Below are 25,939 nucleotides of genomic sequence, written 5' to 3'. Positions count from 1 at the left end.
GGTAGTGATTTTGTTCAAATTTGTAATGGAAACACTACATCGCTTTTAAGCAACAAACACTAATAATTAATGGGAATAATAACGAGCGCTTTACGGCTTTTTTAATGATGCAAACAGATCAACGAATTCTACTTGTCGGTAACCAGTCTGAGCGAATTAATCGCTTGTCGTGTGTATTTGAGTTTTTAGGTGAGCAACTCGAGTTAGTCGCCATCGATAAACTTGAGTTGCAACTACGAAGTACTCGATACCGGGCCTTGGTTATTGCTGTTGACTCACAGTCGAAAGAGTTATTTCAATCCCTTGCGGGGAAACTGCCTTGGCAGCCTATTTTATTGCTGGGTCAGCAGGACGGCGTCAACGCCTCTAATATTCTTGGCTGTATTGAAGAACCGCTGAATTATCCCCAATTAACGGAATTACTGCATTTCTGTCAGGTCTTCGGCCAGGCAAGACGTCCAGAAACGCCCACCAGTGCTAATCAGACTAAGTTATTTAGAAGTATGGTGGGTCGAAGTGAAGGGATAGCGCAGGTCAGGCATTTAATTAGCCAGGTTGCCCCTTCTGAGGTTACTGTGTTGATTCTGGGTGAGTCGGGTACAGGTAAAGAGGTTGTCGCCAGAAATATTCATTATATTTCTGATCGGCGCGATGGTCCTTTCATTCCGGTTAACTGTGGTGCCATTCCAGCCGAGTTGTTAGAGAGTGAACTATTTGGCCATGAGAAGGGTTCATTTACCGGTGCTATCAGTGCCAGAAAGGGTCGCTTTGAACTCGCTGAAAAGGGCACGCTTTTCTTAGATGAAATTGGCGATATGCCATTGCAGATGCAGGTTAAACTACTTCGTGTACTCCAGGAACGAGAGTTTGAGCGTGTCGGAGGCACTAAGACCATCAAGGCCAATGTGCGTGTCGTAGCGGCAACCCACAGAGACTTGGAATTGATGATTTCCGATGGGGATTTCAGGGAAGATCTCTACTATCGTCTCAATGTATTCCCCATAGAAATGCCCGCCCTATGTGAAAGAAAAGATGATATCCCCTTACTCTTACAAGAGCTGGTGAGCCGAGTTTTCAATGAAGGCCGTGGCAAGGTTAGATTTACCCAACGCGCTATCGAGTCTCTCAAAGAGCACAGATGGGCCGGAAATGTCAGAGAGCTTTCCAACTTAGTCGAGCGACTCACCATACTTTATCCCGGCGGTCTGGTCGATGTGAACGATTTACCGCATAAATATCGCCATATTGATGTGCCCGAATACTGTGTGGAAATCAGTGAGGAGGAGCAGGAACGTGATGCCTTGGCGGCGGTCTTCAGTGATGAAACGTCGATAGAGATCCCCGAAACTCGCTTTCCGAGTGAACTTCCTCCGGAAGGGGTTAACTTGAAAGATCTTCTTGCTGAGCTTGAGATCGATATGATCAGACAAGCACTCGAACAGCAAGATAATGTGGTTGCCCGTGCTGCAGAAATGTTGGGGATCAGGCGTACAACCTTAGTCGAGAAGATGCGTAAGTACGGTATGGGTAAGGATTAAATAGAAGTTTCTAGTTTCTAGTTCCTAGGCCCCTAGGAACTAGCGCCTTCCCCCTTGTTGCAAATAGCCAGCTTTGCTGGCGTCTATTGGCTTGCCTATCTTCTTAGCTATTATCCTTAAGTGAGCTTGCGAACGTCCTCGCACTTATTTTTTCATTTGGCCCACTTCATGCATAACCCCCGTTAGCAGCAATTTTTTGACGGAGTCGATATGTCCGTAAGTCCTCAATTACACCTTAATCATTTGAAGCAAGATTCGCCTAAATACTTGGATACAGCGCCAGCTGCCAATATGTCGAATCGTATGGAGCATATTCTGCAGGCTATGCCATCGGGGATCATCATCATCAATGCAGATGGACGGGTCACCGATGCTAATCCGGTTGCTGTAGAGCTGCTAGGTTTACCCTTAGAAGGACTTAAATGGCTGCAGGTCATCAAGCGTGCATTCTCTCCTCGAGATGACGATGGTCACGAAGTCTCGCTTAAGAATGGTCGCCGGGTGAAGTTGGCCATTACCCCGTTAACTCCTGAGCCTGGGCAGTTGATTGTGCTTACCGACCTCACCGAAACTCGCTTGTTACAGAAGAATCTATCACACCTACAGCGTTTGTCGGCATTGGGGAAAATGGTGGCAACTTTGGCACATCAAGTGAGGACTCCGTTAACCGCAGCACTACTTTACGCTTCTAATCTGGCCAATACGAAAATATCGGCGCAAGCGAGAGCCCGCTTTCAGACTAAGCTAGTCGACAGGCTCAATGAGCTAGAACATCAGGTCAATGATATGTTGCTGATGGCTAAGGGTCGGGGACAAGATCAAGGCGAGGCACACAAGGTTGCAACGATTTTAGATCAGGTCATGGCCAATTGTGAGCCCATTGCTGAGCAAAACTTGTGTAAATTAATCCAAATTGATCATTCTGTTAGCGAGTTTCTGGCTAATTCCAGCACATTAAGTTCTGCAATTAATAACTTAGTGATCAATAGCATAGAAGCGGGGGCGACACTCATCGAGCTAAGGGGAAGTGAAACAGAGAGTCAAATTCAGATCCATGTCACCGATAACGGCAGAGGTTTAGATAAAGAGATGCAACAAAAAGTACTCGAACCTTTCTTTACCACTAAGCCCCAAGGCACAGGTTTGGGCCTTGCGGTCGTTCAGTCTGTAGTGGCCAATCATGGTGGGGAAATCCAATTGGGCTGTGAAAAAGGCAAAGGCTGTAAGGTATCTTTACACTTTCCTAAATTAAAAATATCTATGGTACAGCTCGGATCACGGCTTTCTGTGAAAAATGCAGTATCCGCAGCGGAGGGGCTAAATCATGTCTGAAGGTAAATTATTGCTGGTTGAAGACGATCATTCACTCAGGGAAGCTCTGCTAGACACCTTGTTGCTGGCGCAATATGAATGTGTCGATGTAGCTTCGGCCGAAGATGCGATCATTAAAATCAAGGCTGAATCTTTTGACCTTGTCATTAGCGACGTACAGATGGAGGGGATAGGCGGCATAGGTCTACTTAATTACCTGCGGCAGAACCAAGCTCAGCTGCCGGTATTATTAATGACAGCTTATGCCACCATAGATAATGCGGTCAAGGCCATAAAACTTGGTGCGGTAGATTATTTAGCCAAACCCTTCGCCCCCGAGGTGCTGTTGAACCAGGTTTCTCGATATCTGAAACCTAAGATAGTGCAGAACATGCCCATTGTCGCCGATGAAAAGAGTCTTGCCTTGCTCAATCTGGCTAAGAAGGTGGCTGCATCGGAAGCTTCGGTGATGATCATGGGACCGAGTGGTTCGGGTAAAGAAGTACTGGCACGATACATTCACCAACATAGCCGTCGTGATAATGGCCCTTTTATCGCGATAAACTGTGCCGCAATACCCGAAAACATGTTGGAAGCCACCTTATTTGGCTATGAGAAGGGCGCCTTTACTGGTGCGTATCAAGCTTGCCCGGGTAAGTTTGAACAGGCACAGGGAGGCACTATATTACTCGATGAAATTACCGAGATGGATTTAAGCCTTCAGGCTAAATTGCTACGGGTATTGCAAGAAAGGGAGGTTGAACGGCTCGGAGGACGTAAAAGCATCAAGTTAGATATCAGGGTGCTGGCAACGTCCAATCGTGATCTAAAAGCTGTGGTCGCGTCAGGGGAGTTTCGTGAAGATCTCTATTATCGAATTAATGTTTTTCCTCTCACTTGGCCGTCATTGAGTCAGAGGCCGGCAGATATTTTGCCTCTGGCCCGTCACCTCCTGAATCGCCATGGCGCTAAATCTGGATTATTGCAGATCCCTAGTCTGGATGAAACAGCCTGTAGACGATTGCTGACCTATAGATGGCCTGGCAATGTCAGGGAGCTTGATAATGTGATTCAACGCGCCTTGATCTTGATGACGGGAGAACAGATTGTGGGGGCAGATATTATTCTCGATACTCAGGAAGTACTCATTAGCCAGGTGCCGCTAGAGCAGCAATTACACTCGACGAATAAACCAGCAGAACTCGATGCGTTAGGCGATGAGCTTAAGGCACAGGAGCATGTGATCATTCTTGAGACACTAAACATGTGTCAGGGCAGTAGGAAACTGGTTGCCGAAAAACTGGGGATCAGTGCCAGAACCCTCAGGTATAAGATGGCCAAAATGAGAGACATGGGCATAGCGATCCCCGCCTAGAAAAACTTTTTCCTAGGTCCGAGATCACCGGTCCTAGGAACATTCCCACTTTAACTCTGTTTAACTGTTCTGGCTTACGGCTTACGGCTTACGGCTTACGGCTTACGGCTTACGGCTTATAATTCGATATCGTGTTGACGAGCCGATTCCTCTTCTTTAAACTTGGCAAACATTTTGCATATTTTCATCTAACAGTTAAGTTAGTCAACTAATCGTCACTTGGTGCGTTCAGCAAGACGATGGGGAGAAAAATATGCAGATTGGAGCCAACTCATTATTACAAGAGATGCAGTCTCTTAGTGGTGAAATTAAACCTTCTGGACTCAATTCCGGTTTCGGTTCACCGATCACCCAACAAGTCAGTAATACCTCTGGCAGTGATTTTGGTCAGCTGCTGTCTCAGGCTATCGGCAGCGTTGGCGAGCTTCAAGCAAATGCTGGCTCATTGGCCACTCGCCTGGATATGGGAGATACTAGGGTGACTCTTTCCGATACCGTCATCGCCAGAGAGAAGGCCAGTGTCGCGTTTGAAGCGACGATGCAAGTTAGAAATAAGCTCATCGAAGCGTATAAAGAGATCATGAGCATGCCTGTCTAGTGTCGGTTCACATGCTAAGCAATACATACGATAATTAATTAGAATAAACGGGTACAATTTTGAGCACAGACATGGTAGTAGGTTCTGAGTCTACGTTGGCAAGTGATAAGCTGGCGGGTGGAGTCCAGGAAGAAAATAAATCCGGTGGCAGTATGTTTGGCGGGGCCGATATGCTGCGCCAGATCACCATGATTCTCGCGCTCGCGATCTGTTTGGCATTGGCTGTATTTATCATGCTGTGGGCACAAGAGCCGGAATATAGACCGCTTGGGAAAATGGATACCCAAGAGATGGTAAAGGTTTTGGACGTCTTAGATAAAAACAAAATCGACTATCGGATCGATATCGATGTGATCAAGGTGCCTGAAGATCAGTATCAAGCCGTTAAGTTGATGTTGAGCCGTGAAGGAATCGATGGTGCTTCGCGCTCAAATGATTACCTGAGTCAAGATAGTGGTTTTGGTGTGAGCCAGCGAATGGAGCTGGCCAGGCTCAAGCACAGCCAAGAGTTAAACTTGGCCAGAGCAATTGAAGAGCTGAGAAGTATTAACAGAGCTAAGGTTATTTTGGCCATTCCCAAAGAGAACGTTTTCGCTAGAAACCGTGCCAAACCCAGTGCCACTGTGGTTCTCAATGTTCGTCGCGGCGGACTCGGTCAAGAAGAAGTCGATGCCGTCGTCGATATCGTCGCTTCTGCCGTTCAAGGCCTAATTCCCACTCGCGTCACGGTGACAGATTCAAATGGTCGGTTATTAAACTCAGGTAGCCAAGATGCGGTGTCGGCAAGAGCACGCAGAGAGTCAGACTTGGCACAGCAAAAAGAGGCAGAATACCGGACTAAGGTTCAATCAATTTTAATGCCTATTCTAGGGCCTGAGAATTTCACCTCTCAAGTCGATGTTACCATGGACTTTACCGCGGTAGAGCAAACTTCGAAGCGTTACAATCCAGACCTGCCAGCCCTTAGAAGTGAAATGATTGTCGAGAACAACTCAAATGGTGGCAGTGCATCCGGGATCCCTGGCGCCTTATCTAATCAGCCGCCCATGGAGAGTGATATCCCGCAGAATGCGTTAACTACTGACGCACAGTTAAATTCAGCACGTCGTGGCTCATCCCATAGAGAAGCCACCAGAAACTTTGAACTCAATACTACCATCAGCCATACTCGGCAGCAGGTCGGTACGGTAAGGCGTATCAGTGTGTCAGTTGCGGTGAATTATAAAACCGGCACCCTTGGAGAAGACGGTCAAATCAATCGAGTACCGAGAACCGAACAGGAGTTAGCCAATATTCGCCGCTTGCTAGAGGGAGCCGTGGGTTTCAGTACTCAACGAGGTGATGTGCTCGAAGTGGTCACCGTTCCCTTCATGGATCAGCTTATCGAAGAGTTACCCGCTCCTGAGCTGTGGGAACAGCCATGGTTCTGGCGAGCACTCAAGCTAGGCATGGGCGGGGTGATCATTCTTGCATTAATCTTGTTTATCGTTAGGCCCATGCTCAAACGTCTTATTTATCCCGCAAGCGTTAATATTCCCGATGAGCCTAAATTTGGTGATGAACTGGCTGAGATCGAAGATCAATTTGCATCCGATACCTTAGGAATGCTCAATCGCCCTGAAGCCGAATACAGTTATGCCGATGATGGTTCGATTTTGATACCGGATCTTCATAAAGATGATGATATGATTAAAGCTATTAGGGCGTTAGTCGCAAATGAGCCTGAGTTATCTACCCAAGTGATAAAAGGTTGGTTACAGCAAGATGAGCAATAAATCCGAGAATGACGCCAAAGCCGACAATGTCGACCAGCTAACTGGCACTGATAAAACGGCAATTTTACTCTTGAGCCTAAGTGAAGCGGACGCTGCGTCAATTTTAAAACACTTGGAGCCTAAGCAAGTTCAAAAGGTCGGCATGGCGATGGCTGCCATGACTGATTTTGGTCAGGAGAAAGTCATAGGTGTGCATAAGCTATTTCTTGACGAAGTTCAAAAGTACTCATCTATTGGCTTTAACAGTCAAGAGTTTGTTCGTAAGGCCTTAACGGAGGCGTTGGGTGAAGACAAGGCCGGAAATATGATCGAACAGATCATCATGGGCAGTGGTGCTAAGGGGCTGGATTCACTCAAGTGGATGGATCCTCGTCAAGTGGCGACCATAATACAAAATGAACACCCACAGATCCAAACTATCGTGCTTTCCTATCTGGAACCCGATCAGGCGGCAGAAATTATTGCCCAATCTCCGGAGAATACTCGTCTGGATCTTATGATGCGCATCGCAAATTTAGAAGAGGTTCAACCCGCAGCGCTGCAGGAATTAAATGATATCATGGAGAAACAGTTTGCCGGTCAAGGCGGTGCCCAGGCTGCTAAGATGGGCGGCTTGAAGGCGGCTGCAGATATCATGAACTATCTGGATACAGGTGTTGAGAGTCAGCTTATGGAGACCATGAGAGAGTCAGATGAAGAGATGGCGCAACAGATACAAGATCTTATGTTTGTCTTTGAGAATCTGAGTAGTGTGGATGACATGGGTATTCAAGTACTGCTTCGCGAAATTCAACAAGATGTGTTGATGAAGGCACTCAAGGGAGCCGACGATGTACTCAAAGATAAAATTTTGGGTAATATGTCTAAGCGAGCGGCAGAGTTGTTACGTGATGACTTAGAAGCCATGGGGCCTATCAGGATCAGTGAAGTCGAAGTTGCTCAAAAAGAGATCTTATCAATCGCCAAGCGCTTAAGTGACAGTGGTGAAATTATGTTAGGCGGTGGCGGTGGTGAAGAGTTCTTATAATGAAAACTGATAGTGAAGCTAAGCCGACAGAGAATGAGCCTGGTCAATCCGAGGTTGAGTTCACTCATTGGCAGATCCCTGATGTCACAGTTGCTGCTGCCGAAGGTGTGTCAAACTTGTTCGGTCGTAGAACTGTACATAAAGCCACCGTGGATGAACCCCAATCTATTTTACCCCCTACATTAGCAGAGATTGAAGAGATCCAAGCGCAAGCCGAACTAGAAGGCTTTGCCCAGGGGAAAGAGCAAGGTTTTCAGTCTGGCGCTGAATCGGGCCGATTAGAGGGGTTGAAATTAGGCCATGAAGAGGGGCTTAAACAAGGGATAGAGCAAGGTCATAGTGAAGGAATAGAGCAAGCCAAAGTGTTAATTTCACGATTCGAGTCCTTGCTGCAACAATTTGAAAAGCCCTTAGCCTTGTTAGATACCGAGATTGAGCAAGAGTTGCTCTCCCTGACGATGAAATTAACCCGTGCCGTGATTGGTCACGAGTTAAAAACTCACCCCGAGCACATATTGGCAGCATTGAGGCAAGGGGTTGATTCACTGCCGTTGAAGGAGCAAGGGATCACCATTCGCTTGCATCCCGATGATCATCACTTGGTTCAACAAGTCTATAGCGCCAATCAGTTGCAAAAAAACCGCTGGGAATTGGAAGCCGATCCGAGTCTTTCACCTGGTGATTGCGTCATCAACAGCCTGCGAAGCCGTGTCGATATGCGACTCGAGCAGAGGATAAGCACAGTTCTGCAGGAGATGGAGCATCATGTTCAACATCTCAATCAATCCCAAGAACAGCAACAGCAGGCCTTATCATCCGCCAGCCAAGATGCCAAACAGAATGTGACTGATGAAGCAGAGGAGCCATCCGAACTTGAGCCAGCTCCACAACAAGACGATGGTTTACCGATTCAACAGGGTAAAGAACAGCCTGAGGAGAGCAAGTCATCCGACGGTCTAGTGAGTGAGCCTAGTGCAGCCAAAGAGACAGTGAGCACTAATGAAGACAAGGTGTCAGCAGCTAAAGATTTAGAGGATGTAAAACAAGATGAGCAACCGCCAAAGCCAGTTACTGAATAAAATCAGACGGCAACATGATAGGGTTCATCCATTTGTCGCTGAGGCCAGTGGGCAGTTGATCCGCGTGGTAGGCTTAACGCTCGAAGCCATCGGCTGCCGGGCTCCGATAGGTAGCCTGTGTAGCATAGAAACCTTGGCTGGAGACATGGTCGCCGAGGTGATAGGTTTCGACGATGAATTACTCTATTTAATGCCTATCGAAGAGTTAAGAGGCGTCTTACCCGGCGCCAAAGTTACCCCCTTAGGTGAGCAAACCGGACTCAATGTTGGCCTGGCATTATTAGGTCGGGTGCTCGATGGCAATGGTCAACCCTTGGACAATCTAGGTCGATTACACACAGATCAAAAAGCACCAAGACATGCCCCTACCATCAATCCATTAGCCCGAAGAGCCATCACTGAGCCCTTAGATGTCGGGGTCAGGGCAATCAATGCCATGTTAACTGTCGGCAAAGGTCAAAGAATGGGACTGTTTGCCGGTTCCGGGGTGGGTAAGAGTGTGCTGCTGGGCATGATGACGCGGGGCACGACCGCCGACATCATAGTCGTGGGGTTAGTCGGAGAACGTGGCCGGGAAGTTAAAGAGTTTATCGAAGAGATCTTGGGCGAAGAGGGACGCGCCCGCTCTGTGGTGGTAGCTGCGCCCGCCGATACGTCGCCACTCATGCGTCTTCGAGCCTGTGAAACATCAACCAGAATTGCAGAATATTTTAGAGACCTAGGCTATAACGTATTGCTGCTTATGGATAGCTTGACTCGTTATGCTCAGGCACAAAGAGAAATAGCACTGGCCGTCGGTGAGCCTCCCGCAACCAAAGGCTACCCGCCTTCGGTGTTTGCTAAGTTACCTAAATTGGTAGAAAGAGCGGGCAATGGTGGTCCGGGTCAAGGTTCTATCACGGCATTTTATACCGTATTAACCGAAGGCGATGATCTTCAAGACCCCATTGCCGATGCGGCCAGGGCTATCTTAGATGGACACATAGTCTTGTCGAGATCATTAGCCGATTCAGGCCATTATCCCGCAATTGATATCGAAGCTTCTATTAGTCGAGTTGCACCTATGGTGATCAGCACCGAGCATTTGGAGTCAATGCGCCGTGTAAAGCAGGTATATTCGCTGTTTCAACAGAACAAAGATCTGATTTCAATCGGGGCATACACTCAGGGCAGCGACCCTAGAATCGATAATGCGATACGGCTGCAACCGGCGATGAACGCATTTTTAAGGCAAACGATGACTGAGTCACTCAGTTTTGATTCCAGTCAGCTGATGCTTTCTCAGTTGAGTGATCAGTGTAAGGTTTGATTTAAGTTCCTAGTTCCTTTCGCTTCGCGGACGGCTGCGCCTATTCGATGGGCTGCGCCCTCGGGAACTTACAGCTTACAACTTACAGCTTAACTCCTTCTTTTATCTCAGGAATAACTATGGCTAAGCGAGATCCCCTTCATACTGTATTGAAACTGACTAGCGAAGCGGAAGAACAGGCGGCACTGCAGTTGCAATCGGCGCAATTAGCACTGCAAAAATGCCAGAGTCAGCTTGAGGCGCTGCAAAACTATCGCTTGGATTATATGAAACAGATGGAGAGCCATCATGGAAAGAATATCAGTGCCAGTTATTATCATCAATTCCACCAATTTGTACGCCAGGTAGACGAAGCCATTACCAAGCAGCTTATCTCGGTCGCTGAAGCGGATACTCAGAGAAATTATCGGCAGCAGCATTGGCAAGAGAAACAGCAAAAACGTAGGGCGGTTGAATTACTGTTAGAACATAAGGCACAGAAGGCAAGAACAGCAGAGATGAGACTCGAACAAAAGATGGCGGATGAGTTTGCATCACAGATGTTTTATAGGAAAAAAGCTCGCTGAAATAAGATTTTTTTGATGCTATTACTTACCTAAATATCTCTGTGTATATTGGCACCTTTATTGCTTAATTTATCAATAACCTGTGGTCATTTAATTTTTTGGCCACTATTTTGACAAAACCGTTTTGACGAGATCGAGCTGGCGTCGGTGATTTATCGTAAAAAATAGCGCTTATCTTGATTGGATATCAGCCTTGTTGGAGGCTTAATGCAGAAAATGACGAATATATTCTTAGCGAACAAAGAAAACACATCCGCTGACCTCTCTGTCGGTGGAATCAAACAGGGTGATAAGAGTCGCACTCAATCATCTGAAAATAATGATTTTTCTGTGGCTTTAGCACAAGCTAGCATTCAAGCGCAAGAGTCAAATGGAGCTGAAAGTGTCAATATTGAAACCAGATCGGCTCAAGATGATCCAACACTAGCGGGATCGGGCGATGAGTCTGAGCGTGAAGCCCGAGTGGCTGACAAGGACATAGATGTCAATCATGTGCTGGCTCAAATAAATTGGGCCAGTAAGCTAGAGGGAAATACTCGCCTAGATAACCGCGGCGACACCTTGCCGCAGCAAGGCAATGAGCAAACGACAAGTGATGCAAGATTAGATGATTATTTGCTCAGTGTGGTCAATGATGCTGACAATACAGATTTCAATCTTGCAACTGATGAAGTGATAGCCGCTGACGTCGCGATTGAGCCATCGCAGTCGGCATCACGTATCGATGTAGAGACGTTAGCCATTGATGCTGATGCTCAGATTATAGATGCTGATGCTGAGATTATAGATGCTGATATTCAATTGTCACATCCAGATGCGCAACTCTTAGAGCCTAATACTCAACGGCCATTAGATAAAAACCTTATCGATAAGCTAGTGCAAACATCGGGTTTATCCGAGGCTGAATTAACACAATCCCCCCCTGAAAACTTAATTCAGCTCATCGCCACAGTGACAAACTCAGAGTTTCAGGCTGCCAGCGTGCGCTCTCCTGCTAGCGTTGGCGGTCGTGAGGGGAGCGAAAGCCGCAGTGCGGGTGTTACACAAGCGAATAATACCTTGCCACTGCCTGAGGCAGAAACCTCTGATAAGTCATCCGGGGTAAAGGATGTAGCCAAAGTGCCCCAGTCCCAACAAGCTGCTGGGCTTGATGTGTTAACCCGCACAGAAAATAAAATTGAGCAAGGTAAAGATAAGCAATCCAGCTCCATTCTAGGCGAGAAAACTCAATTGGAACCGTCATCTAAGCTTTCTGTTGCGGTGACGGTTAAGGCTGAGCAACAGCTTAAAGGGGCTGAGTTATCGGTGCAGCTCAATCCCTCGAAGGCCAATCTAGAGGCTTCTGCAACGCTAATGGACACGACATCCACGTCAAACGTAGACATTAAAACCTTAGCTGGGATGCAATTAGGCTCAACACCACAGAGTAAAGCTGACACTCCCCAGTTTCAGTTGCTATCAAGACAGAATAATGACACTCAGAGTCAGATGCAGGAGATGATCCAGCGTTTTTCTCCCGTCATGAAGCAGCAGCTAGTGACTATGGTGAGTCAAGGGACCTTGCATGCAGAAATCAGGTTAGACCCGCCTGAGTTGGGGCCATTAGTGGTGAGAATTCAGATTCAGGGCGACCAGACTCAAGTGCAGTTTCATGTGGTCCAGCCTCAGACCCGAGATATTATCGAGCAAGCATTACCTAAGTTAAGAGAGATGTTGGCCGAACAGGGCTTGCAGCTCACAGATAGCCAGGTTTCTCAGCGAGATTCGGGAAAAGATCAAGGTGAAGCAGAGCATTCGGAACGGTCACAAGAGGGTTATGACGTAGAACTGGATGAAATATCTGCAGATGAGTCACTATTAAGCTTAAATCAGCCATCTAGTTATCGTTCAGCTATAGATTATTACGCATAAGCAGGTAGTCTATAGCAAAATTAGATCCTTGATCCATTATAGCAAGATAGCAGCAGATTTAAGCCTAAAAGGGAAAGCAAATGGCCGAAGAAGAATCCTTAGAACTCGAAGAAAATGAATCGCCGAAAAGTAAGCAGAAATTGATTGTTTTCGGCGTTATCGGCCTGGTATTAGTGTTAATCATCGCCGCAGTTTTGTGGTTTTTCCTGGGAGCTAGCTCAGCGAACAGTGAAAATACCGATGCCGCCGCAGACACTCAAGAGTCGATGCATGTAGGCGAAGCTTTCTATGTGGGAATGCCCAGACCATTCCTGTTTAACCTCCCGGGGGCGACCCGCTCTAGGCTGGTAGAGATCAAGGTTCAGTTGATGGTGCGTGGTGCTGACGATGGGGTATTAATTAGGAAACACATTCCCTTGATTGAAGATGCACTACTGACGACGTTTAGCAGTGCCGATGTGCAAAAGTTAACTAGCTTAGCCGGTAAAGACGAGATGCGTCAATTGGCCTTACTCAATGTTCAGAATACGCTACAATCTGTGACTGGGCGTAAAATCGTTGAGAAAGTCCTGTTTACCGGTTTCGTTATGCAGTAGTACATGAGAGCGAACCCTGAATAATTTTTAGTTTCGATTTTATGCTAACTAGATCTCAAGTCACGCTTGTATCCGTTAGCCCGTTTCCCTATTTTTGTTTAATAAAGGCGTTATTGTGAGTGATCTATTAACCCAAGACGAAATTGATGCGTTACTGCATGGTGTCGATGACGTAGATGATGATGATGAAGAGAATGGATCCGAAGCTCGCTCCTATGATTTTTCTTCTCAAGATCGCATCGTTCGTGGAAGAATGCCTACCTTAGAGATCGTCAATGAAAGGTTTGCCAGACACTTGCGTATCAGCATGTTTAATATGATGCGTCGCGCAGCTGAAGTGTCGATCAATGGCGTGCAGATGATCAAATTTGGTGAATATGTTCACACTCTGTTTGTTCCTACCAGCCTGAATATGGTGAAATTTAGTCCGCTCAAAGGAACGGGGCTCATCACCATGGAGGCCAGATTAGTCTTCATTTTAGTGGATAACTTCTTCGGTGGGGATGGCCGTTTTCATGCCAAAATTGAAGGTCGTGAATTCACACCAACCGAACGACGCATAGTGCAACTATTGCTAAAAATAATCTTCGAAGACTATAAAGAGGCCTGGGCCCCGGTGATGGATGTCGAGTTTGAGTATCTTGATTCTGAGGTTAATCCGGCCATGGCAAACATCGTCAGCCCAACAGAAGTGGTCGTGGTCAGTTCTTTTCATATCGAAGTGGATGGCGGTGGGGGAGACTTCCACATCACCATGCCATATTCCATGATAGAGCCGATACGTGAACTGCTAGATGCCGGCGTGCAGAGTGATACTCAAGATACGGATAAGCGCTGGTCTATGGCGTTGAAAGACGAGATAATGGATATCAAGGTAGGCATAGATGCTACCATAGTGGATCAAGAGATCGCCCTTAAAGATGTGATGAAGTTTAGAGCAGGCGATATTATCCCCGTCGATTTACCTGAGCATATCGTGCTGCGCGTCGAAGATCTACCCACTTATCGATGTAAATTAGGCAAGAGCAGAGACAATTTAGCCTTGCGGATCATTGAAAAAATCCCCCGACCTAAAACAGTAAAAACAGAATTGAAATTGGTGACGCGTAAGAGTAAGAGTAAAGATATTTCTGAATTATAAATCCTATCTTAGTCAAGGAAAGAAACCACTAAGATATTACGCTAAATTAAGTAGTTAAGGTAATAACGATGAGTACAGAAGATACCGGTGACGATTGGGCCGCAGCCATGGCCGAGCAAGCGATAGAGGAGGCGCAGGCAGTCGAGCTTGATGAGCTGACTGATGAAAGCCAGGTCTTTCCTGCCGATGAAGCGGTAAAATTCGATACCATCATGGACATTCCTGTGACCATATCGATGGAAGTGGGTCGTAGCTTCATCAGTATTCGTAACTTACTCCAACTCAACCAAGGTTCGGTGGTGGAATTAGATCGCATCGCCGGAGAGCCTCTGGATGTGATGGTGAATGGCACCTTGATTGCCCATGGTGAAGTGGTGGTGGTGAATGATAAGTTTGGTATCCGTCTGACCGACGTCATTAGCCAAACTGAGCGTATTAAGAAGTTAAAATAAGGTAGATATGATTAACTCGTTGTTCGTAAGTGGATTGGCGGCATCCCCCACCGTCGCCTCAACGGTAGAGAAGGGATCGGCTATATCGACAATGACCAATATGTTAGGCGGGTTAATTGTTGTGCTCGCCATCATTTTTGTGCTGGCCTATATCGTTAAACGCTTAAAATTAGCGCCATCTAGCCACAGTGTATTGAAGACCTTGGCGGTTATGCCATTGGGACAGAAAGAGAAGGTGGTATTACTCGAGGTGGGTGGCCAGCAATATTTACTCGGTGTGACTGCCCAGCAAATACAGGTCATAGATAAATTAGACTCGCCCATCAGTATCGAGACCGAGTCTTTTGCTGAACGATTACGCCAAGCTAAGACGAATTCAATATGAAGCGATTATCCTATTGCTTCATCTTGAGTCTGTTGCTGATCTCACCGGGTGCATTCGCCCTCGATGGTGTCTTACCGGCATTGATTGTGACCACGACTGCCGATGGTGGGACTCAGTACTCTGTGACTATGCAGATACTGCTGTTGATGACGGCAATGAGTTTTCTGCCAGCCATGATCATCATGCTCACCTCATTCACGCGCATCATAGTGGTGTTGTCGATTCTAAGACAAGCCATTGGCTTGCAACAAACGCCGTCAAACCAGGTGCTTATTGGCATCAGTATGTTTATGACCTTCTTTATCATGGCACCTGTGTTCGATAAAATTTATGCTGAAGCCGTGCAACCCTATATCGCTGAAACCATGAATATTGAGCAGGCTTTCAATATTGGCAAAGAGCCAATCAAGACCTTTATGTTGGCCCAAACTAGAGTGACGGATCTGGACACTTTCATCGAAATCTCGGGTTATCAGAACATTAATTCACCCGAAGATGTGCCCATGAGCGTGTTAATTCCCTCATTTATCACCAGTGAGTTAAAGACGGCGTTTCAGATTGGCTTTATGTTATTCGTGCCTTTTTTGGTGTTGGATCTTGTGGTGGCCAGTATCTTGATGGCTATGGGTATGATGATGTTATCTCCCATGATCGTCTCACTGCCCTTTAAGATCATGTTGTTTGTGCTCGTCGATGGCTGGAGTCTGGTGATGGGCACTCTGGCCAATAGCTTCGCTGTCTAGGTGGGTTTATGAATCCTGAGTCATTAGTCGACATCTTCCGCGAGGCACTCTCTGTCATAGTGACAATAGTGTCGCTGATAATCGTGCCTGGACTCGTCATCGGCTTAGTGGTGGCTGTGTTCCAAGCGGCAACCTCAATTAACGAACAGACCTTGAGTTTCTTGCCTCGTTTATTGACGACCTTGTTTGCGCTGATGTTTCTGGGTCATACCTTGATCCAAACCATGATGGAATTCTTCGTACAGATGGTCAACATGATCCCCCAGGTCATAGGATGATGAAACACCAAATGATTCGAGTGATTAATATGATTCGAGTGTTTCGAGTGATTAATTTTATGAGTCAAATAGGCTAGCCTGATGGATATTCTGATGGCGACCATAATGGACACCATAGCCTCTTACATGTGGCCTCTGTTCAGGGTGTCTAGCATGTTTATGGTGATGGTTGTGTTCGGGGCTAATACCACACCTGTCAGAGTCAGAGCCTTGTTGTCGATGGCGATTACCTTCGCCATCGTACCGGTTTTACCCCCAGTGGAAAATGTAGCGCTATTTGCGGCGTCGGCGATTTTTATCACCTTGCAACAGCTGCTGATAGGCATCTCCATGGGATTTGTCACCTTGATGGTGATGCAATGCTTTGTACTTGCAGGCCAAATTATAGGCATGCAGACCAGTTTAGGTTTTGCCTCCATGGTTGATCCCTCATCTGGGCAACAAACACCGGTAATAGGTAACTTATTTTTGCTGTTAACCACCATGATCTTCCTCGCCGTAGATGGTCATTTGGTGATGATCCGTATGCTAGTGCTGAGTTTTGAGACGATTCCCATCTCGGATCAAGGTCTGAGTGTGACAAGTTATAGATTGTTGGCCGAGTGGGGGGGCTATATGTTTGGTGCGGCATTGACCATGTCTATGACCCCTATCGTTGCACTTTTGCTGATCAACTTGTCGTTCGGTGTCATGACCCGAGCTTCACCGCAATTGAATATTTTCGCCATAGGTTTCCCCGTGACCATGGTGAGTGGTTTAGTGATCTTGTGGTTGACCTTGACGCCGATAATGGAGCACTTTGGTGAGGTGTGGACGTCGGCTCAGCTGTTGTTATGCGATATATTGAAGCTGCAGTGTAATACCGATGGGACATTTTGATGTTGCAGCTTAAGCGACGGCAGCGTCTACCTAAGGGAGTGCGAGTTTATGGCTGAAAATGACAGTAGCCAAGAGAAAACCGAAGAGGCCACCCCCAGGCGATTAGAACAAGCTCGGGAGAAAGGCCAGGTTGCCCGCTCCAAAGAGTTAGGCACTTCGGCGGTCTTGGTGTCGGCCGCAGTGGGTTTGGCCATGGTCGGCCCAAGCATTGCCAGTAGTTTAGTGACCATAATGACCACCTTGTTTACCCAGGACAGGGAGCAGATTTTTGACACCAATCAGATGGTTCTGGTGTGGGGCATGATAGCGCGAGAGCTTGCCTTCCCTATGGCTAGCCTGATGCTTTTTATCGCTTTAGTGGCGTTTATCGGCAATATTTTATTAGGCGGTATCACCTTCTCTACCAAGGCATTTATGCCGAAAACTGAGAAGATGAATCCGATGAAAGGGTTAAAAAGAATGTTTGGCGTGCAAGCCCTGGTGGAATTAACCAAGGGTATCGCCAAATTTTTGGTTGTCGCATCATCGGCATATTTCATTTTGAGCTTCTTTTTTAATGAAATCTTGGCCTTGTCTCGGGATCATCTTCCTAGCAATGTATATCACGCACTCGATCTACTGGTGTGGATGTTCATCTTGCTGTGCTCGTCAACCATACTCATCGTGGTTATCGATGTGCCATTTCAAATTTGGAATCACAATAAGCAACTCAAGATGACCAAACAGGAAATAAAGGATGAATATAAGGACACCGAGGGTAAGCCAGAGGTGAAAGGTAAGATAAGGCAGATGCAAAGGGAGGTGGCACAGAGACGTATGATGGCAGAAGTACCCAGTGCCGATGTTATCGTCGTCAATCCGGAGCACTATGCTGTCGCGGTGAAGTACGACGCCATGAAGTCGACGGCGCCCTATGTGCTGGCAAAAGGCGTCGATGAAGTCGCTTTTAAGATTAGAGAGATAGCCCGTGAACATGAGATTGCTATTATCTCTGCACCGCCTCTCGCCCGCGCTATTTATCATACGACTAAGATAGATCAAGAGATCCCGGAGGGATTATTTACTGCCATCGCTCAGGTATTAGCTTATGTATTTCAATTACGTCAATATCAACAGCATGGAGGCCGGAGACCAACGACTATTCCGCTTAAACAGCCGATACCTGAGGATTTAACGTATTAATATACAGAGTGTTTTCTGCCTGAGTATGTTTAGTGTGTGGCAGCAGTTTCCACTAGATCAAGCTGATGCTTTCATGAAATTGTTTGACAAATACACACTTCAGTAGATAGTAGCCTAGGCTAGGCCAAGGAACATGCGTCATTACTTCAATGAGAGGGGCTCGAATTCAACTTAGATCCTCAGGATAATCTGGTCAACCCGCTTGAAAATATCACACTAAAGAGGCCGTAATTGAAAATAGAAATTGTAACAACAGCAAATGAGGGGTTGAAAGAAACTGGTTTTGGGTCACTTAAGGCGTGCAAGAGCGTATTTGACTCGATGGTAAAGGCCGGTTATGCCGTTAATCTTAATCTCTGTGTCAGCAGAGAAGATTTAGACGAAATTGTCGCAAGGCAACCGAGTCTGGTTGTTTTAGCGGTAAAGTATATTCCACTCGATAATGAAAATGATATTTGGTTGGCCGATTACTTCGCCGACCATGGAATCAATTTCACTGGCTCATCGAGAGATGTACTGGATTTTGATTCAAACAAAGTCTCTGCAAAAGATCATTTAAGCGCTAAAGGCATCGCCACGGCTAGGTATTTTACAGCGATCCCTGGTCAATACAAAAATGAACACGAACTGCCGATCACATTTCCCTTATTTTTGAAACCATTGGATGCCGCAAATGGAAACGGCGTTGACGATTCATCGTTCGTCACCAATTTTTTAGAGTTTGAAGCTAAAATAGCGTCTTTAGACAAAGAATTTAACCATCCTACTCTGGTTGAGGAATATTTGCCTGGTCGAGAATTTACCGTGGCAATAATACAAGCGTCAAATGGCCAATTGCTTGTTTCTCCCATTGAGTTGGTGCCACCTGAGTCAAAGAATGGGCTTAGAATTTTGGGGGCGAAAGTAAAAAAAGATGATTCGGAAGAACTGAAAAAAATTGATGATGATGCAATGAAAACCAGAGTGAAAGCACTCGCCATCGAATGTTTTGTTCACCTTGGTGTCAGGGATTATGGCAGAATAGATATTCTTGCCGATAAAAGTGGCCAATGTTTTTTTATTGAAGCCAACTTAGTGCCAGGCATGACATCAGGTTCTAGTTATTTTCCTCTTGCTTGTGAAATAGAACATCAATTAACCTACGATGAAGTGGTTAACTTGATCATTGAGCAAGGGCTGAGTAGGGCGGTCAAGGAGTCTCTGGGTTAGCAAAGTCTAGTCTTCTCTGACGGTGAAGATTCCTCGGCTGGGATTTATGCTCTGTGATGGCTGATGCCAAAGCCGGTGTGTGCTGGCTATAGTCCCGCTTAATGACGTCTTATATTGTATTTCTGCTGCAAATTTATTCAGTTGACTCCTTAGCCATTCATTTAACGTCGGTCTAACGGTATAGTGCCGACTTATAAAATAAAAACCATATTGATAACTTAGTTATTACTGACGGAAATTATTTCCACTACTTGGCTCGAAAATTGCTTTGTTTAAGGCTAGATGTCAAAAGTTTGGACTTTTTGAATGGATGTTAACGCACTACTCGGTCAACTGAAAAAAATAAAGCCTTCGAGTTTTAAAGGCATAGGCACGCCTGTGTTTGTTCTTGCGGCGTTAGGCATGATCATATTGCCTATGCCGTCATTCCTGCTGGATATTCTGTTCTCATTTAACATCGCCTTAGCCTTAGTGGTGTTACTGGTGGCTATCTACACCGACAGACCATTAGATTTCGCCGCGTTCCCCAGTGTGCTGCTTATTGCGACCTTACTGCGCCTAGCACTCAATGTGGCATCGACTCGTATCATCTTACTCGAAGGGCACAACGGTGGTGATGCTGCCGGTAAAGTGATTGAGTCTTTTGGTTCTGTGGTGATAGGCGGAAATTATGCCGTGGGTCTGGTGGTGTTCTTAATCCTTATTATCATCAACTTCGCCGTGGTCACCAAAGGTGCCGGGCGTATAGCAGAAGTTAGCGCTCGCTTTACCTTAGACGCCATGCCAGGTAAACAGATGGCTATCGATGCCGACTTGAATGCCGGCGTGTTAAACCAAGATCAGGCGAGAGAGAGGCGCGCCGAAGTCACCAAGGAAGCCGACTTTTACGGGGCAATGGACGGCGCATCTAAGTTTGTTAAGGGTGATGCGATTGCCGGGATCATGATCATGGTGATCAATATCTTGGGTGGATTCGTTATCGGCATGGTGCAGCATGGCATGGATTTTTCCTCTGCCGTCGAGGTCTATACTCTGCTCACCATAGGTGATGGACTGGTCGCCCAGATCCCGGGTCTGTTACTCTCTATTGCTGCGGCCTTGATGGTCACACGTCAGAACGAGTCCGGTGACATGGGGCAGATGATGATGTCGCAGATGCTTGACAATCCTAAGTCAATTACGATTGCTGCGGGTCTCTTATTTATCATGGGAATAGTGCCAGGCATGCCACATTTTGCTTTCATCTCTCTGGCATTAGTCATAGGTGCTGTGGCCTACTTCTTATATAGAAAACAAGCGCAGGAGCGAGAGGAATCACTGGCACTTACGCAGAAACCTGCCGTGGATAAGGCCGACGCTAAGCCTAAGGAGCTTAGCTGGGATGATGTGCAGCATGTCGATACCATAGGGTTAGAAGTGGGTTACCGGCTTATCCCATTGGTTGACAAAGGTCAGGGTGGTGAGTTACTTGGCAGGATAAAAGGGGTGCGTAAGAAGCTATCCCAAGAGCTTGGCTTTCTGGTGCCTGCGGTGCATATTCGCGATAACTTAGATCTGTCGCCAAATACCTATCGCATCTCCTTGATGGGAGTGGCTTGCGGCGAAGCCGAGATAAGACATGACTGTGAACTTGCCATCAACCCGGGGCAAGTATATGGCAAACTTGACGGCATAGAGACCAAAGACCCGGCCTTCGGATTAGAAGCGGTTTGGATAGCCCCTGAGCTTAGAGAACATGCGCAAACCTTAGGTTATACCGTGGTTGATGCTGCAACGGTCGTGGCTACTCACTTGAGTCAGCTGTTAACCAATAATGCGGCTAAGCTTCTCGGTTATGAGGAAGTTCAGCAGCTTATGGATATTTTGGCCAAAAATTCGCCTAAATTAGTCGATGGTTTCATCCCCGAGGTGATGCCCTTGGGAATCGTGGTTAAAGTCATGCAAAACTTGCTTAACGAAGGCGTTTCGATTCGCGATCTTAGGACCATAGTACAGACATTGCTCGAATATGGTCCCAAGAGTACCGATACCGAAGTATTGACCGCCGCCGTACGTATCTCGCTTAAACGAATGATAATTCAAGAGATCAGCGGGCCGGAAACTGAGATCCCCGTCATTACTTTGGCGCCAGAGTTGGAACAAATGTTGCATAAGTCAATGCAGACGACGGGAGGAGAGGGGCCAAACATAGAACCTAGCTTGGCCGAACGGATGCAAAAGTCTTTAGAAGATGCGACACAAAAGCAAGAGATGGTGGGGCAACCTGCTATATTACTCACATCGGGCATGTTACGTTCGACACTCTCTCGATTTGTAAAGCACACGATTCCTAACCTAAGGGTGATTTCCTATCAGGAAGTCCCCGATGAGAAACAAATTAGAATTGTTTCTGCTGTGGGTCAGTAGAGGGCATATAAGTGAAAATTAAACGTTTCTTAGCGAAAGATATGCGTACGGCATTGGCTCAGGTTAAAGAGACATTAGGCTCGGATGCGGTGATAATGTCGAATAAAAAGGTCACCGGTGGAATCGAGATCGTCGCTGCCGTGGATTATGATGAGCCGAAACCTAAGGCGCCAATAGCAGAAAAGTCAGCATCGTCCGCCACCTTTACTGAGCTGGCCGAAGAGAAAATCTCCCTCGGTCAAAAGCGGCCCGTTCGCGCCGAAGCAAGAGTCAAACCGGCGCCGGCAGCCGATTCACTGCAGGCCTTGTTAGAGAGACAGCAGAGTCGCGTCGAGCAACAAGTTTCTCAGCACTCCAGTGAAGAACTGGACATGCCCGAATGGGCAAAAGGTTTGCAGGCACCACAGTCATCTGCCAAATCGGCACCTGAGACAGCACATTATTCAAATAAGCCTTCAGCCGAGACGAAGGGGAAAGCTAGCCCTGAGCTTGAGATGATGCGAGAAGAACTGGCGTCCTTGAGAAGCTTGTTGACTCATCAAGTCACCGCCTTGATGAGTGAACAAAAAAGCCGGCTTGACCCCGTAGGTGCCATGCTAGAAAGTAAATTATTGGAGGCTGAATTTTCGCCTACGTTGGCAAAAAAGCTGTCTGAATTGAGCGAACACTATACACCGGCAGATCTGGTGCGAGCATTGCCTCGTAGTCTAGCCAATATGTTGGATAATCAAGGTGATGATATCGTGCGCCAAGGTGGTGTGGTGGCTTTTGTCGGACCAACGGGTGTGGGAAAAACAACGACGTTAGCGAAAATAGCCGCCAGATACGCAGCCCATCACGGTGTAGAGCATGTTGCTTTGGTTACAACCGATCATTATCGCATTGGCGCCTTTGAGCAATTGGCAACCTATGGCAAAATAATGGGGTGCCCGGTTAAGCAGGCTCATGATCTCAATGAGTTGGAACAAATACTGTATCAGTTCCGTAATCGCAAGTTAGTATTGATAGATACTGCAGGAATGGGCCAAAGAGACACACGCTTATTCCAGCAACTTGATAATTTAGCTGCAAATAGCAGATTACCTATTCGCAGTTATCTGGTACTGTCATCAACAGGTCAGAGAAGAGTTTTAGAAGAGGCCGTGACACAATTTAGTCGTATTCCATTATCTGGTGCGATATTGACGAAATTAGATGAATCTGTTTCCTTAGCCCCGGCCTTGAGTGTCTTGATACAAAGTGGGTTACCATTAAGTTATGTTACTGATGGGCAAAGAGTTCCAGAAGATATGCAAGTGGCCGATACATTCGCGCTAGCAAATAAAGCGCTGTCGGTGTTAGATAATAAACCAGTAGTCAGAAGTAGTGAAAGGTCAGATGAAAGGGCCTATGCATTTGAGTAAAGTAATGAGTCGGGATCAAGCAAGTGGTTTACGTATGATGAATCAACCTTATAATGAAAAAGTGAAAGTAATAGCCGTGTCGGGTGGTAAGGGAGGCGTGGGTAAAACCAGTGTAGCCATCAATACCGCCGTTGCGTTAGCCGAAAAAGGCAAGCGTGTACTCGTCCTGGATGCCGACTTAGGTCTGGCAAACGTGGATGTCATGCTTGGCCTGCGCACCGAACGTAATTTATCCCATGTTTTATCCGGTGAAACCGATTTAGACGATATCATAGTACGCGGACCTAAGGGGATAGGAATTATTCCTGCCACTTCGGGTACCCAATCTATGGTTGAACTGTCTGCGGCACAACATGCCGGGTTAATCAGGGCATTCAGTGAGATGAAAACGCAATTCGACATACTCATTATCGATACCGCCGCGGGTATTTCCGATATGGTACTGAGTTTCTCCAGAGCCTCACAGGATGTATTGGTTGTGGTTTGCGATGAACCTACATCGATTACCGATGCCTACGCGCTAATCAAGATACTGAGCAGGTCGCATGGTGTGTTTCGTTTTAAAATAGTCGCCAATATGGTCAGGAGTTTACGAGAAGGGATGGAACTCTTTGCTAAGCTGAGCAAAGTTACCGATCGTTTCTTGGATGTGGCACTCGAGTTAGTGGCTACCATTCCATTCGATGAGAACTTACGCAAGTCGGTGCGTAAGCAGAAATTAATCGTTGAAGCCTACCCTAAATCGCCGGCATCGATCGCTTACCATGGTTTAGCGAATAAGGTCATTAGTTGGCCAATACCGCAGCAACCGGGTGGCCATCTAGAGTTCTTTGCTGAGCGTTTGGTACAGCGAACTGAGTGTCAGGAGGATAGAGAGAGTGAGTAAAGCCTCTGCGTATACTTGTTTAGATAATAAAGCTTTAATCGTTGAACAATACGCATCGCTGGTAAAAAAAATAGCTCACCATTTACTCGCTCGTTTACCTGCATCGGTGCAACTAGACGATTTACTACAAGCTGGCATGATGGGGTTACTCGAAGCTTCAGCTAAGTTTGACGCTAACAAGGGGGCAAAGTTTGAGACTTTTGCGGGTATTCGAATCCGTGGGTCTATGCTAGATGATATTCGTCGTGGAGACTGGGTGCCGAGGTCTGTGCATAGAAACCAGAGACGAGTCGCTCAGGTTATCGATGAGCTTGAGCAGGAGCTTGGCAGGGATGCTAAAGATGACGAGATAGCCCAAAGACTGGAGATGACCTTAGATGAATATCATCATATTTTAAACAATGTTTCAGTAGGGAAAATAATAGGCATTGAAGATTTAGGCGTATCGGTCGATGTTATTAGTCACGATGATGGGGTTAAGGACGATACCTATGAATCGATTGCAGAAGATAAATTTCATGCTGCACTCGTCGCAGCAATCAAATTATTGCCTGAAAGAGATGGACTGGTTTTGTCGCTTTATTACGATGAAGCTTTAAATTTAAAAGAGATTGGGGCCATTCTAGAGGTTAGTGAGTCACGGGTTAGCCAGATTTTAAGTCAGGCTATGCTAAGGCTCAAAGCTAAACTTAAGCATTGGACAAAAAATAACGATTACATGAGCAATAATTAACAGTTCCGTGGAGGAAACTTTGGACAAGAATATGAAGATTCTTATTGTTGACGATTTCTCAACAATGAGACGTATCATCAAGAACTTGTTAAGAGACTTGGGTTTTAGCAATACCCAAGAAGCAGATGACGGTACGACAGCACTACCTATGTTACAGAAAGGCAATTTTGACTTTGTTGTGACCGACTGGAATATGCCTGGTATGCAAGGCATCGATCTTTTAAAAGCGATTCGTGCCGATGATCAATTGAAAAATATCCCGGTATTAATGGTAACTGCAGAGGCAAAGAGGGAACAGATTATCGCCGCGGCTCAGGCCGGGGTTAATGGTTATGTTGTTAAGCCCTTTACGGCAGCGACATTGAAAGAGAAGTTAGAAAAAATCTTTGAACGACTCGGCTAACCAAGGTAGTGATATGCAGGTGAAAACTTCAGGGCTCATTTCGTTAGAGCAGGCAAATAAGCTGGTAGACTTGCTGACGCAAGGCGAGCAGTTGCTTGCTGATGACTTAATCAGAGATATTGCTATGCCTATTCAAAAGGAGCTGTTTGATGAGGTCGGCAGGCTCACGCGTCAGCTTCATAGCGCGATCGTCAGTTTTCAGGTCGATGATCGACTGGTTGAGTTAGCTAACAAGGAGATCCCCGATGCTAAACAGCGGTTGAATTATGTCATCGATATGACAGAGCAAGCCGCGAATAAAACCATGGACGCCGTCGAAGAATGTCTGCCTTTAGCGAGTGCACTCACCACCAATATCCAAGCGGTTAAACCCGCTTGGAATCGTCTTATGAAACGTGAGATTGAACTGAGTGAATTTAAGACCCTGTGTCACGACGTTCAACAATTTATTGATCGTAGTGAATTAGATTCGATCCGTTTGAAAGAGCTGTTAAACCAAATCTTACTCGCCCAAGATTTTCAAGATTTAACCGGGCAGATGATAAAACGGGTGATTGATCTCGTTCGTGAAGTAGAAAATAATTTAGTCTCGATGCTGACGGTTTTTGGTGAACAAGCTGTCGGTGAAAATCCGACTATCATAGATAGCAGTGTCGAGGCTGAAGGGCCAATCATCAACGCGGAACAACGTGACGATATCGTCACCGGTCAAGATGAAGTTGATGATCTGCTGTCGAGTTTGGGGTTTTAATTA

25 protein-coding genes are annotated in these 25,939 nt (G+C 46.4%); all 25 read left to right on the top strand.

All coding sequences use genetic code 11. The annotated features are described in order from the left end of the window. Window positions 1-104 precede the first annotated feature (104 nt). The 25 genes from KT99_RS09840 to KT99_RS09720 all read left to right on the top strand — a co-directional run bounded on the left by KT99_RS09840 (window position 105) and on the right by KT99_RS09720 (window position 25,936). Entirely contained in the window at window positions 105-1,538 is a 1,434-nt protein-coding gene (locus KT99_RS09840) for a sigma-54 dependent transcriptional regulator (RefSeq protein ID WP_005499526.1), read from the top strand. 210 nt (window positions 1,539-1,748) lie between these two features. Next, window positions 1,749-2,870 carry a sensor histidine kinase gene (locus KT99_RS09835; RefSeq protein WP_005499524.1) on the top strand — a complete coding sequence of 374 codons (1,122 nt, stop codon included), beginning with the start codon at window positions 1,749-1,751 and terminating at the stop codon, window positions 2,868-2,870. Beyond that, window positions 2,863-4,224: a sigma-54-dependent transcriptional regulator gene (locus KT99_RS09830; protein WP_005499517.1), complete on the top strand. Its 1,362-nt coding sequence runs from the start codon at window positions 2,863-2,865 to the stop codon at window positions 4,222-4,224. The genes KT99_RS09835 and KT99_RS09830 overlap by 8 nt, the downstream gene beginning before the upstream one ends. Before the next feature lie 253 nt (window positions 4,225-4,477). Further along, window positions 4,478-4,822: a flagellar hook-basal body complex protein FliE gene (gene fliE, locus KT99_RS09825; RefSeq protein WP_005499516.1), complete on the top strand. Its 345-nt coding sequence runs from the start codon at window positions 4,478-4,480 to the stop codon at window positions 4,820-4,822. Between the two features lie 71 nt (window positions 4,823-4,893). Then, entirely contained in the window at window positions 4,894-6,597 is a 1,704-nt protein-coding gene (gene fliF, locus KT99_RS09820) for a flagellar basal-body MS-ring/collar protein FliF (RefSeq protein WP_005499515.1), read from the top strand. Beyond that, window positions 6,587-7,624 carry a flagellar motor switch protein FliG gene (gene fliG / locus KT99_RS09815; protein ID WP_005499514.1) on the top strand — a complete coding sequence of 346 codons (1,038 nt, stop codon included), beginning with the start codon at window positions 6,587-6,589 and terminating at the stop codon, window positions 7,622-7,624. The genes fliF and fliG overlap by 11 nt, the downstream gene beginning before the upstream one ends. Beyond that, window positions 7,624-8,703, top strand: a complete 1,080-nt coding sequence (gene fliH / locus KT99_RS09810; protein WP_005499513.1) for a flagellar assembly protein FliH — start codon at window positions 7,624-7,626, stop codon at window positions 8,701-8,703. Before fliG ends, fliH begins: the two co-directional genes overlap by 1 nt. Continuing rightward, window positions 8,672-10,012: a flagellar protein export ATPase FliI gene (gene fliI, locus KT99_RS09805; RefSeq protein WP_005499512.1), complete on the top strand. Its 1,341-nt coding sequence runs from the start codon at window positions 8,672-8,674 to the stop codon at window positions 10,010-10,012. The genes fliH and fliI overlap by 32 nt, the downstream gene beginning before the upstream one ends. 119 nt (window positions 10,013-10,131) lie before the next feature. Beyond that, complete coding sequence (gene fliJ, locus KT99_RS09800) at window positions 10,132-10,578, top strand: flagellar export protein FliJ (RefSeq protein WP_005499511.1); 447 nt, start codon at window positions 10,132-10,134, stop codon at window positions 10,576-10,578. Between the two features lie 207 nt (window positions 10,579-10,785). Continuing rightward, window positions 10,786-12,489: a flagellar hook-length control protein FliK gene (locus KT99_RS09795; RefSeq protein ID WP_232504280.1), complete on the top strand. Its 1,704-nt coding sequence runs from the start codon at window positions 10,786-10,788 to the stop codon at window positions 12,487-12,489. 80 nt (window positions 12,490-12,569) lie between these two features. Further along, a complete protein-coding gene (gene fliL, locus KT99_RS09790; protein WP_005499509.1) occupies window positions 12,570-13,085 on the top strand; it encodes a flagellar basal body-associated protein FliL in 516 nt (171 codons plus the stop codon). 115 nt (window positions 13,086-13,200) lie between these two features. After that, window positions 13,201-14,226, top strand: coding sequence for a flagellar motor switch protein FliM (gene fliM, locus KT99_RS09785; RefSeq protein WP_040571837.1), 1,026 nt, complete (start codon window positions 13,201-13,203; stop codon window positions 14,224-14,226). Window positions 14,227-14,294: 68 nt separating this feature from the next. Further along, window positions 14,295-14,678 (top strand): flagellar motor switch protein FliN, encoded by a 384-nt coding sequence (fliN, locus tag KT99_RS09780; RefSeq protein ID WP_005499506.1) that lies wholly within the window; start codon window positions 14,295-14,297, stop codon window positions 14,676-14,678. Between the two features lie 7 nt (window positions 14,679-14,685). Beyond that, on the top strand, window positions 14,686-15,063 hold the full coding sequence (gene fliO, locus KT99_RS09775) for a flagellar biosynthetic protein FliO (RefSeq protein WP_005499504.1): 378 nt from the start codon (window positions 14,686-14,688) through the stop codon (window positions 15,061-15,063). Beyond that, on the top strand, window positions 15,060-15,806 hold the full coding sequence (gene fliP / locus KT99_RS09770; RefSeq protein WP_005499502.1) for a flagellar type III secretion system pore protein FliP: 747 nt from the start codon (window positions 15,060-15,062) through the stop codon (window positions 15,804-15,806). The genes fliO and fliP overlap by 4 nt, the downstream gene beginning before the upstream one ends. Before the next feature lie 8 nt (window positions 15,807-15,814). Beyond that, window positions 15,815-16,084, top strand: a complete 270-nt coding sequence (fliQ, locus tag KT99_RS09765; protein WP_005499500.1) for a flagellar biosynthesis protein FliQ — start codon at window positions 15,815-15,817, stop codon at window positions 16,082-16,084. 81 nt (window positions 16,085-16,165) lie between these two features. After that, window positions 16,166-16,963, top strand: coding sequence for a flagellar biosynthetic protein FliR (gene fliR, locus KT99_RS09760; protein ID WP_005499497.1), 798 nt, complete (start codon window positions 16,166-16,168; stop codon window positions 16,961-16,963). Window positions 16,964-17,011: 48 nt separating this feature from the next. After that, window positions 17,012-18,145 carry a flagellar biosynthesis protein FlhB gene (gene flhB / locus KT99_RS09755; protein WP_005499495.1) on the top strand — a complete coding sequence of 378 codons (1,134 nt, stop codon included), beginning with the start codon at window positions 17,012-17,014 and terminating at the stop codon, window positions 18,143-18,145. A 231-nt stretch (window positions 18,146-18,376) separates the two neighbouring features. Continuing rightward, on the top strand, window positions 18,377-19,354 hold the full coding sequence (locus tag KT99_RS09750; protein WP_040571836.1) for a D-alanine--D-alanine ligase: 978 nt from the start codon (window positions 18,377-18,379) through the stop codon (window positions 19,352-19,354). 306 nt (window positions 19,355-19,660) lie between these two features. Continuing rightward, the gene (flhA, locus tag KT99_RS09745) at window positions 19,661-21,760 is read left to right on the top strand and encodes a flagellar biosynthesis protein FlhA (protein ID WP_005499491.1); all 2,100 of its coding nucleotides are present in this window, start codon (window positions 19,661-19,663) and stop codon (window positions 21,758-21,760) included. An 11-nt stretch (window positions 21,761-21,771) separates the two neighbouring features. Beyond that, complete coding sequence (gene flhF, locus KT99_RS09740; protein ID WP_005499490.1) at window positions 21,772-23,163, top strand: flagellar biosynthesis protein FlhF; 1,392 nt, start codon at window positions 21,772-21,774, stop codon at window positions 23,161-23,163. A gap of 4 nt (window positions 23,164-23,167) precedes the next feature. Then, window positions 23,168-24,049 carry a MinD/ParA family protein gene (locus tag KT99_RS09735; RefSeq protein WP_040571841.1) on the top strand — a complete coding sequence of 294 codons (882 nt, stop codon included), beginning with the start codon at window positions 23,168-23,170 and terminating at the stop codon, window positions 24,047-24,049. After that, the gene (locus KT99_RS09730) at window positions 24,042-24,782 is read left to right on the top strand and encodes an RNA polymerase sigma factor FliA (protein WP_005499488.1); all 741 of its coding nucleotides are present in this window, start codon (window positions 24,042-24,044) and stop codon (window positions 24,780-24,782) included. The genes KT99_RS09735 and KT99_RS09730 overlap by 8 nt, the downstream gene beginning before the upstream one ends. A gap of 19 nt (window positions 24,783-24,801) precedes the next feature. After that, window positions 24,802-25,185, top strand: coding sequence for a chemotaxis response regulator CheY (cheY, locus tag KT99_RS09725; protein WP_005499487.1), 384 nt, complete (start codon window positions 24,802-24,804; stop codon window positions 25,183-25,185). A gap of 13 nt (window positions 25,186-25,198) precedes the next feature. Further along, window positions 25,199-25,936 (top strand): protein phosphatase CheZ, encoded by a 738-nt coding sequence (locus KT99_RS09720; protein ID WP_040571840.1) that lies wholly within the window; start codon window positions 25,199-25,201, stop codon window positions 25,934-25,936. Window positions 25,937-25,939 lie beyond the last annotated feature (3 nt).

Source organism: Shewanella benthica KT99 (assembly GCF_000172075.1).
GTDB lineage: Bacteria > Pseudomonadota > Gammaproteobacteria > Enterobacterales > Shewanellaceae > Shewanella > Shewanella benthica_A.
The sequence above is the reverse complement of the archived record's forward strand: the minus strand, read 5'-3'. Positions and strand labels throughout refer to the sequence as shown.

Excerpts from the sequence above, each read along its gene's own strand:
- KT99_RS09840 (WP_005499526.1), top strand. The coding sequence starts at position 105 with ATGATGCAAACAGATCAACGAATTCTACTTGTCGGTAACCAGTCTGAG.
- KT99_RS09835 (WP_005499524.1), top strand. The coding sequence starts at position 1,749 with ATGTCCGTAAGTCCTCAATTACACCTTAATCATTTGAAGCAAGATTCG.
- KT99_RS09830 (WP_005499517.1), top strand. The coding sequence starts at position 2,863 with ATGTCTGAAGGTAAATTATTGCTGGTTGAAGACGATCATTCACTCAGG.
- fliE (WP_005499516.1), top strand. The coding sequence starts at position 4,478 with ATGCAGATTGGAGCCAACTCATTATTACAAGAGATGCAGTCTCTTAGT.
- fliF (WP_005499515.1), top strand. The coding sequence starts at position 4,894 with ATGGTAGTAGGTTCTGAGTCTACGTTGGCAAGTGATAAGCTGGCGGGT.
- fliG (WP_005499514.1), top strand. The coding sequence starts at position 6,587 with ATGAGCAATAAATCCGAGAATGACGCCAAAGCCGACAATGTCGACCAG.
- fliH (WP_005499513.1), top strand. The coding sequence starts at position 7,624 with ATGAAAACTGATAGTGAAGCTAAGCCGACAGAGAATGAGCCTGGTCAA.
- fliI (WP_005499512.1), top strand. The coding sequence starts at position 8,672 with ATGAGCAACCGCCAAAGCCAGTTACTGAATAAAATCAGACGGCAACAT.
- fliJ (WP_005499511.1), top strand. The coding sequence starts at position 10,132 with ATGGCTAAGCGAGATCCCCTTCATACTGTATTGAAACTGACTAGCGAA.
- KT99_RS09795 (WP_232504280.1), top strand. The coding sequence starts at position 10,786 with ATGCAGAAAATGACGAATATATTCTTAGCGAACAAAGAAAACACATCC.
- fliL (WP_005499509.1), top strand. The coding sequence starts at position 12,570 with ATGGCCGAAGAAGAATCCTTAGAACTCGAAGAAAATGAATCGCCGAAA.
- fliN (WP_005499506.1), top strand. The coding sequence starts at position 14,295 with ATGAGTACAGAAGATACCGGTGACGATTGGGCCGCAGCCATGGCCGAG.
- fliO (WP_005499504.1), top strand. The coding sequence starts at position 14,686 with ATGATTAACTCGTTGTTCGTAAGTGGATTGGCGGCATCCCCCACCGTC.
- fliP (WP_005499502.1), top strand. The coding sequence starts at position 15,060 with ATGAAGCGATTATCCTATTGCTTCATCTTGAGTCTGTTGCTGATCTCA.
- fliQ (WP_005499500.1), top strand. The coding sequence starts at position 15,815 with ATGAATCCTGAGTCATTAGTCGACATCTTCCGCGAGGCACTCTCTGTC.
- fliR (WP_005499497.1), top strand. The coding sequence starts at position 16,166 with ATGGATATTCTGATGGCGACCATAATGGACACCATAGCCTCTTACATG.
- flhB (WP_005499495.1), top strand. The coding sequence starts at position 17,012 with ATGGCTGAAAATGACAGTAGCCAAGAGAAAACCGAAGAGGCCACCCCC.
- flhA (WP_005499491.1), top strand. The coding sequence starts at position 19,661 with ATGGATGTTAACGCACTACTCGGTCAACTGAAAAAAATAAAGCCTTCG.
- KT99_RS09735 (WP_040571841.1), top strand. The coding sequence starts at position 23,168 with ATGAGTCGGGATCAAGCAAGTGGTTTACGTATGATGAATCAACCTTAT.
- KT99_RS09720 (WP_040571840.1), top strand. The coding sequence starts at position 25,199 with ATGCAGGTGAAAACTTCAGGGCTCATTTCGTTAGAGCAGGCAAATAAG.